Origin of the sequence: Nostoc parmelioides FACHB-3921 (assembly GCF_014696625.1) — a bacterium.
Classification (GTDB): Bacteria; Cyanobacteriota; Cyanobacteriia; order Cyanobacteriales; family Nostocaceae; genus Trichormus; species Trichormus parmelioides.
Window position 1 is genome coordinate 1 of the sequence record NZ_JACJQL010000133.1, and the last position, 7,652, is coordinate 7,652.

Here is a 7,652-nt window from a genome sequence, read left to right on the forward strand (position 1 = left end):
TATTGTCGTATACTAGCTTTCAAACTATAATATTTTCAAGGTTCGGCTCCCTCCGAGCGGCGCTTCGTCGCGCCCCTCTCTCAGGCACTTATCCAATATATCTAACCCACTTTGGTTTGTCAACTACTTTTTCCAAGTTTTTGGGATTTTATTTTTTTGTCTTCCCCTATTCCCCCACACACAGCCTTTTCAGGCAACAATGGTGTAGACATTTTGCTGACGAAGGGAGGGTAGAGTATGAATTTTCAATCGGTAATAGCTACGTTGCATCAGTTTTGGGCTGAACGGGGTTGTTTGATTGCCCAACCTTACGATATTGAGAAGGGTGCAGGAACCAAGAATCCCCATACATTTTTAAGGGCGTTGGGGCCGGAACCTTGGGCTGTGGCTTATATTGAACCGTGCCGCCGTCCTACGGATGGGCGTTATGGTGAAAATCCTAATCGTTTCCAACATTATTATCAGTACCAAGTTTTAATTAAGCCTTCCCCGGATAATATTCAGGATATTTATCTTGATTCGTTGCGAGCTTTGGGTATTCGACCAGAAGACCATGATATTCGGTTTGTGGAAGATAACTGGGAAGATGCGACGGTGGGAGCTTGGGGTACTGGCTGGGAAGTTTGGTTAGATGGGATGGAAATTACTCAATTTACTTACTTCCAGCAGTGTGGAGGTATTGATTGCCGTCCGGTGTCCATTGAGATTACTTATGGTTTAGAGCGATTGGCGATGTATCTGCAAGAGGTGGAGGCAATTACGAAGATTCATTGGACGGATGAGATTACTTATGGTGATGTGTTTCTGCAAAATGAGATTGAGCAGAGTACCTATAATTTTGAAGCGTCTAATCCTGAGTTGCTGCTGACGTTGTTTAGTTTGTATGAGCAGGAGGCTACCCAGTTAACGGAGAAGGGTTTGGTTTTACCTAGCTTGGATTATGTGATGAAGTGTTCGCACACGTTTAATTTACTTGATGCAAGAGGTGTAATTTCTGTAACAGAACGTACTCGTTACATTGCTAGGATTCGTCATTTGGCGCGGAAGGTGGCTAATTTATATGTTGAGCAAAGGGAGAAGTTGGGTTTCCCATTGCTCAAAAACGTCCCAGTTACACAGTAGAAACAGGTGTGTAATATTTGTTAAAACTTAGTAAGATTTCTTAACCCTCTTTCAAGCAAGGAGGGTTATGTGTTTATTCAGCAAAATATTCATGGTGCTTAAAAGATGGTGAATTGGAGTGAGGTTTTAGAACCGATTGCGGCTTGGTTTCGTTCTTTGGGCGTTCCTGAACCGATTGTGCAGTGGGGACACCCTTTGATGATGGCGATTGTAATTTTTATTTTGGGTAGTTATGTTGCTTGGGCTGGTTGGCGGGGTAAGCTGTTGGAGGAGACAGATAAGGATGGGGCGATGAAGAATCGAATTGCTCATCGACAACTAGCGCCTTTACTGTTTTTATTTTTGGCTGGTGGTTATACTGGTGGGGTGCTGTCTTTGGTGATGCAGCATAAACCACTATTTGAAAGTCCTCACTTTTGGACTGGTTCCCTTGTGTTAGTACTGTTACTCATTAATGGGGGAATTTCCTTGAGTGGATTTGGTGGGGATAAAAAAATTTTACGGGCAGTTCATGCTTATTTGGGAAGTGTAGCGATCGCTATCTTATTTGTCCATGCTGTTCTAGGCTTTAATTTGGGTATTTCTCTGTGATGTGTTGATACAACATTTATAATTCAAAGCCTGCACGCGCGGGCTTTGTTTGTATAAACCTGATGAACTATACTTCACGAGAAGTATCAAGAAGATTGCCATCAGGTGCTTGTGCAAGAAGTCTTATGATTCAAACTAGTGGTGTCATTATCTGCCTTGGCTACATTTTAGGATTGTTATTTACGGCAGTTCCGGGGAGTGGAGTGTGGATTTTAGTCTTAGGAATTGTGTGTGCAGTCTTTTTGAGAAGAGGGGCAAAACCACAACGACTTCTACAAAAATCAGCAAATGATGTCGCGTCTAACAGTTTACTCCTAACTCCGCTTCCACGAGTGTGGTTAATTGCTGGGTTGGTGGGGTTGTTAGCAAGTTTCTATTTTCAATGGCGTGTACCTCAACCAACAGCAACGGATATTAGTAAATTTGTCTCATCAGATAGCAATAATCAAGAACAACTGGTGATTGTGCGTGGAGAAATCGCTAGTAATCCTCGCTTGACTCGCAGCCAAAGGGGACAATTTTGGTTGCAAGTATCGCAGTTAGATGAAGTGAAAAATCAGAAAGATACGAAAGAAACTCAAAAAGGGGCGAGTGGTAAGTTATATGTAACTGTGCCTATACTCAAGGCTACTGGTTTACATCCTGGGCAAGAAATTGCGGTGACGGGGGTGTTGTATAAACCAAAAGCTGCATCCAACCCTGGGGCTTTTGATTTTAAAAAGTATCTGGAACGAGAAGGGACGTTTGCTGGTTTGATGGGACGGCAGATTAATATTTTGGATGAAGAACGACAATGGGGATGGTGGCAAATTCGGGAACGGATTGTGCGATCGCAAGTTATGGGGTTAGATATACCAGAAGGGCCTCTTGTCAGTGCAATGGTTTTGGGTAGCAAGGCTGTTGATTTACCCTACGATATCCGCGATTTATTTGTGCAAGCAGGATTAGCCCATGCTTTGGCGGCTTCAGGGTTTCAAACTTCGCTGATTTTAAGTGTCATTTTACAGCTAACTAAGCGGGCAAAAAAAGTGACTCAGGTTAGTCTGGGTGGGTTGGCTTTAATTATTTTCCTGAGTTTAACGGGATTTCAGCCTGCTGTTCTTCGGGCTGTGATTATGGGTTTTGCCGCTTTGGTGGGTTTAGCATTAGATAGGAAAGTAAAACAGTTGGGTTCACTGTTATTAGCCGCAACTATATTATTAGTATTTAATCCTTTGTGGATTTGGGATTTAGGTTTTCAGTTAAGTTTTTTAGCGACGTTGGGATTAGTGGTGAGTGTCTCGGCGATTACTAGCTTTTTGGGTTGGGTTCCCCCAGCGATCGCTTCTTTGATTTCCGTTCCTCTGGCTGCTACAATTTGGACTTTACCCTTACAATTGTCAGTGTTTGGGGTTGTACCTGCTTATAGTTTGCTGCTGAATATTATTACCACACCGCTCATATCGATTATAAGCATTGGTGGAATTATCAGCGCGATGTTTGCATTGATTTTGCCTGGTGCTGGTAGTTTGGTGGCAGGGTTTCTCCACTATCCCACTGATTGGTTAATTAAATTAGTGGAAATTTTCAGCCAGTTACCAGGGAATTCCTTGATTGTAGGTAGTATCTCAACTTGGCAGTTATTGGCAATTTATGGACTAGTTTTGCTGGTTTGGTTAGTAAACTGGTGGCAGAAACGCTGGTGGTTTGCAGGGTTGATGGCTATTGGTATGGTTTTATTTCCGGCTTGGCATTCAGCAAGTACGTTATCGCGGATTACGGTATTAGAAGCTGGGGCGGAACCTGTGGTGGTAGTTCAAGATAGAGGTACAGTAACTCTCATTAATAGTGGTGATGAGGGTACAGGTCGCTTTACGATTTTACCCTTTTTACAGCAGCAAGGTGTGAGTCAAATTGATTGGGCGATCGCTACTGATTTTCAACGTAATAATAATGATGCTTGGTTAGAAGTTCTGCAACGTCTAGGAATTAAAAACTTTTATGCCTACTCTACTAATAAGGAAAATTCTCTAGCAGATCAAGTCGTACCTCAAATATTACAAAAGCAAAAGGGAATTTATCAACTTTTACCTGTGGGGCAAACTATTAATCTTGGTTCTACAGTAGCGCAGTTAATCAACGAACAACCGATGATGCAGTTGCAGGTTTTAGGACAGAGTTGGTTACTGGTGGGGGATGTGGAAGCGAAAGAGGTAGAAAGAATTATGAAAGCTGGAGGTTGGCCTAGTCCTCAAGTTTTGTGGTGTAATGCTGAGTCATTGAAGGATTTAGTAATGATGCTCAAACCGCAGGTGGCGATCGCTTCTTCTGGTAGTCTTGAGAGTACGGTATTGTCTGAACTTAGTAAAACATCAACTAAAGTTTTTGTGACAGCACAGGATGGGGCTATTCAATGGACTCCGAATGGTGCTTTTGAGTCGTTTACTCAGGTAAGTGAGAGTAAGTCTTCTGTTTTGTAATAGTAGAACTTACCCATGAACACGAAAAATCAAGAGTTTGGACAAGGGTATAGGGGTGTAAATATACACAAGGAAAGTTGATTAGAGATTTTGGGCTAAGGCTACAGCACCCCATAATGGTGCATCGTCAGCTAATGCTGCTGGCACTATTTCCAATGGTACTTCTGGTAATGCTGTGAATCTGGCTGTTTCTTGTAATACAGTCCACCACGTTTCGCCTGCTTTAGTAACGCTACCGCCTAAAATAAAACGTTGGGGATTAATGAGATTGGCCACGTTACCGATACCTATACCTAAAGCCCAAGCAGATTTTTGCAAAACAGCTTGAGCTAGATTATCTCCTTTTGTAGCCGCTTCGCTGATTAGTTGACCTGTAAGTAAATTTAAGTTATTCCCCACCAAATTTCTGAGTATTTGTCCATCTTCCCCTTCTGGTTGCTTTTCTAAAATATCTTTGGCATTTTGTGCCATGTAAGGCCCTGATGCTAAACGTTCTACGCATCCACGCTTACCACATAAACACATAGGCCCAGCAGGTTCTACAACTATATGGCCAATTTCACCAGCCATCCCAACTGCACCCCGCCAAGGTTTACCGTTGAGTATCCACCCACCACCCACACCGGTACTGATGGTGATGTAAAACAGGCTATCGTATCCTTGACCTGCGCCAAAGTGCTGTTCACCTAAAGCCGCAACATTAGCATCGTTGTCTACACTGGTAGGTACACCAAACTCTTTCTCTAGTAAACTTTTCAGGGGAATATTTTCCCAGCCAGGGACGTGATGAGATAGTCTGACAGTTCCTGTGGTTGCGTCTACAGGGCCGCCGAAGCTGACACCAATGGCGGAGGGAGTTGCACCTTGGAGTAAGGAATGAATGAGCGATCGCATAATTTCTATGTCTGTGTTAGCATCCCCATTGACTGGGGAAAAGCGACGTTCATAACGTAACCATTCTCTAGAATCAACATTTACTAACCCTGCTGCTAGCTTCGTTCCCCCAAAATCCAGCGCTAAAGTTAATTTCATCGTTTCTTAGTCAAAAAATCAATATCAGCTTAAGTCTAGGACATCGCAGCAAAAAGTTGACCTGTGTACTAATTTCATCTGTATGTCATCCAAGCTTCTCTATTGAGAATTTCTATTATTTGTATTGAGTTATCCAATAGCTTTAAACATAGATTTATCTGTAATTAAATCTTTATAAGCCTTACCCAACAGGAGATGTATCAAATTAAAGATTTAAAACTCCTTATCAATAATTAACAAATACTTGCATTTATTATTCATTTAGGTTAGATTTGAGGGTAGCTGTCTAAAGAATTATTTCTCACTCTATACAGTTGAGGAAAGTAAACACAGAATTAATATCCAATTTATCAGTCCAGGCTGCATAAAAACTAAGATTTTTGGATGTTTTACCTGTATTTAGACGATGGAAACATAAATACACGAAGTTCACAACATCTTCTCTTGATAAAACTTCAATGTGTTGAATGTGAGATGATTAAGAACATAGCTTCCTCTAAACATCCCACCTTTTTTTCTAATTCTATTGAGAATATTTCTCAATTAGAATGTATTATCTGATACCATCAATGTCATCTTTATAAAAAATGTTGAAAAAATAAACTTGTTGCCGAGACATGATAGTTCGATAGTAAAAGTTAAAGTCAAGACCAGTCACAGAAAAACATAATTCAACTATCTTTAGGATTAATTTGTGATAAAAATATTATTTTTTTTTCAGTAAATTCCCCCAAATCTATTTTTCCATGAGAAGTTATAACCTCAGTAAACTAGTCATAAATACTGCTATTCTTGCTTTATTTGCTAACAAATTAGGTAAATACGTAGTCTTTAATTCTCACTTTGCGGCTTCTGCAAGGTTAAATATTGGAGTTGTTAACCGGATACGACCGAGAAATCATTGATATTTTATATAGAATTATTCTTAATAGGGAGGACGCTGATTAAAAATAATGTTATAAAGTGCCTATCTGGGGTTAATACCTAAATAGAAAAGATTACTTCTCACAAACTGAGAAGTAAATTTTGTGATTTGAAAAACATTATTGTTTTTCATTACTTTGTCAACAATGAAAATTAATTAGTATAGAAAAATGAATGATATTTTTTGTTCAGACTACACAAGGAAAGTAGGAGAAGATATCGTTGGTAGTGCTACTAATTACCAAACATATATTCTTATTGAGTGTCCTCAACCCTGGCTAAAAGATGCTTTCACTTCAAGATGGGTTCCGAATAATTTACAGATGTTGGTAGAAGAGGTGTACAAAGCTAAACTACCGATCAGGTTTCTTTTGATTGCCAATAATCTTACTCATAAAGCCACTAATACAACCCTATTAATTTATCAAAAACAAGAGGGCTTAAGTCATGGATATGTCAAGCATGAATTTAAATTAACGCACATTGAGCAAGTAGCTAGTGTTGTCAAAAAATGGTTGTGGGGTAAGCGACCAGAGTCTAATATAGAAACAAATATAACGAGAGATATTTTAGTTTGTACACATGGTAGTTATGATAAGTGTTGTGCTAGATATGGTAATTCTTTTTATTTCCATGCTAACGCTACCATCTCCAATTTGCAGTTAGAAAATGTCCGAATTTGGCAATCAACTCACATTGGTGGTCATAGATTTGCACCCACAGCAATAGATTTACCAGAAGGTAGATATTATGGGCTTTTAGATCAGGATTCTTTTCTATCAATCTTGACACGTACTGGTGATATTCAAAGTTTAAGAAAAGTATATCGAGGTTGGGGTATTTTACCCCCAGTTATTCAAGTTTTAGAAAGAGATTTAATATTAAGTCATGGATGGAATTGGTTTAATTACAGAGTCGCAGCCAAGATTCTAGAGCAAAGTTTGGACAATAACACTATGTTGGCTGAGTTAACTTTTGAGCAATGCTCTAGCTCTTTATATACATATCGAGCTAAATTGATCAAAGATATGGATAGGACTATCAATGTGAAGAGTTCTTGTAGTGCTAACCAAACTTCAAAGATTATCAAATATGCTGTAGCTGATATTTGGTTGGTTACGGAAAATGTCTTGACTCTTAGTAAGTAGAAATCATAATCTATATTTTATCAGAGGATTCATCTACTCAAAGCGATCGCTCCACACACATATCGTGTTATAGCTGAAATTTCAATTCCTGATACGGATTTTAATTAATTGCAATATAATACACCCTTGATAAATACAGCAGGAATTGTTGTTTCAATCCCTGATAGGGATTTTAATTAATTGCAATCTGAGAGATACTTCCAGCAAGTGTTTGCAAAAATCCATTTCAATCCCTGATAGGGATTTTAATTAATTGCAATTTTATGTTCATTAGACTTGTCCACAAAAGATAAAAAGCTTACTGTGAAAGCTTTACACGAACTATCACTGGGATGAAACACTAATTATGGCTGAACGCAAAAATAAGGCTTTGGGG

Annotated in this window: 5 protein-coding genes; 4 read left to right on the forward strand and 1 reads right to left on the reverse strand. The window is 39.5% G+C overall.

The window, feature by feature from the left end:
- Positions 1 to 237 precede the first annotated feature (237 nt).
- The 3 genes from glyQ (at position 238) to H6G14_RS32345 (ending at position 4,172) form a co-directional block, all read left to right on the forward strand.
- Positions 238 to 1,122 carry a glycine--tRNA ligase subunit alpha gene (gene glyQ, locus H6G14_RS32335; protein ID WP_190572990.1) on the forward strand — a complete coding sequence of 295 codons (885 nt, stop codon included), beginning with the start codon at positions 238 to 240 and terminating at the stop codon, positions 1,120 to 1,122.
- 105 nt (positions 1,123 to 1,227) lie between these two features.
- Positions 1,228 to 1,713: a DUF4079 domain-containing protein gene (locus tag H6G14_RS32340; protein ID WP_190572992.1), complete on the forward strand. Its 486-nt coding sequence runs from the start codon at positions 1,228 to 1,230 to the stop codon at positions 1,711 to 1,713.
- Positions 1,714 to 1,838: 125 nt separating this feature from the next.
- On the forward strand, positions 1,839 to 4,172 hold the full coding sequence (locus H6G14_RS32345; RefSeq protein ID WP_190572998.1) for a ComEC/Rec2 family competence protein: 2,334 nt from the start codon (positions 1,839 to 1,841) through the stop codon (positions 4,170 to 4,172).
- Positions 4,173 to 4,253: 81 nt separating this feature from the next.
- On the opposite strand, the gene H6G14_RS32350 is transcribed toward H6G14_RS32345, so the two are convergent.
- Positions 4,254 to 5,204, reverse strand: coding sequence for an ROK family protein (locus H6G14_RS32350; protein WP_190572994.1), 951 nt, complete (start codon positions 5,202 to 5,204; stop codon positions 4,254 to 4,256).
- A 1,094-nt stretch (positions 5,205 to 6,298) separates the two neighbouring features.
- On the opposite strand from H6G14_RS32350, the gene H6G14_RS32355 reads away from it, so the two are divergent.
- Positions 6,299 to 7,276, forward strand: a complete 978-nt coding sequence (locus H6G14_RS32355) for a sucrase ferredoxin (RefSeq protein ID WP_190572996.1) — start codon at positions 6,299 to 6,301, stop codon at positions 7,274 to 7,276.
- Positions 7,277 to 7,652 lie beyond the last annotated feature (376 nt).

Bases quoted from the DNA above. Each gene is read 5' to 3' on its own strand.
- H6G14_RS32345 (WP_190572998.1), top strand. From the start codon at position 1,839: ATGATTCAAACTAGTGGTGTCATTATCTGCCTTGGCTACATTTTAGGA.
- H6G14_RS32350 (WP_190572994.1), bottom strand. From the start codon at position 5,204: ATGAAATTAACTTTAGCGCTGGATTTTGGGGGAACGAAGCTAGCAGCA.
- H6G14_RS32340 (WP_190572992.1), top strand. From the start codon at position 1,228: ATGGTGAATTGGAGTGAGGTTTTAGAACCGATTGCGGCTTGGTTTCGT.
- glyQ (WP_190572990.1), top strand. From the start codon at position 238: ATGAATTTTCAATCGGTAATAGCTACGTTGCATCAGTTTTGGGCTGAA.
- H6G14_RS32355 (WP_190572996.1), top strand. From the start codon at position 6,299: ATGAATGATATTTTTTGTTCAGACTACACAAGGAAAGTAGGAGAAGAT.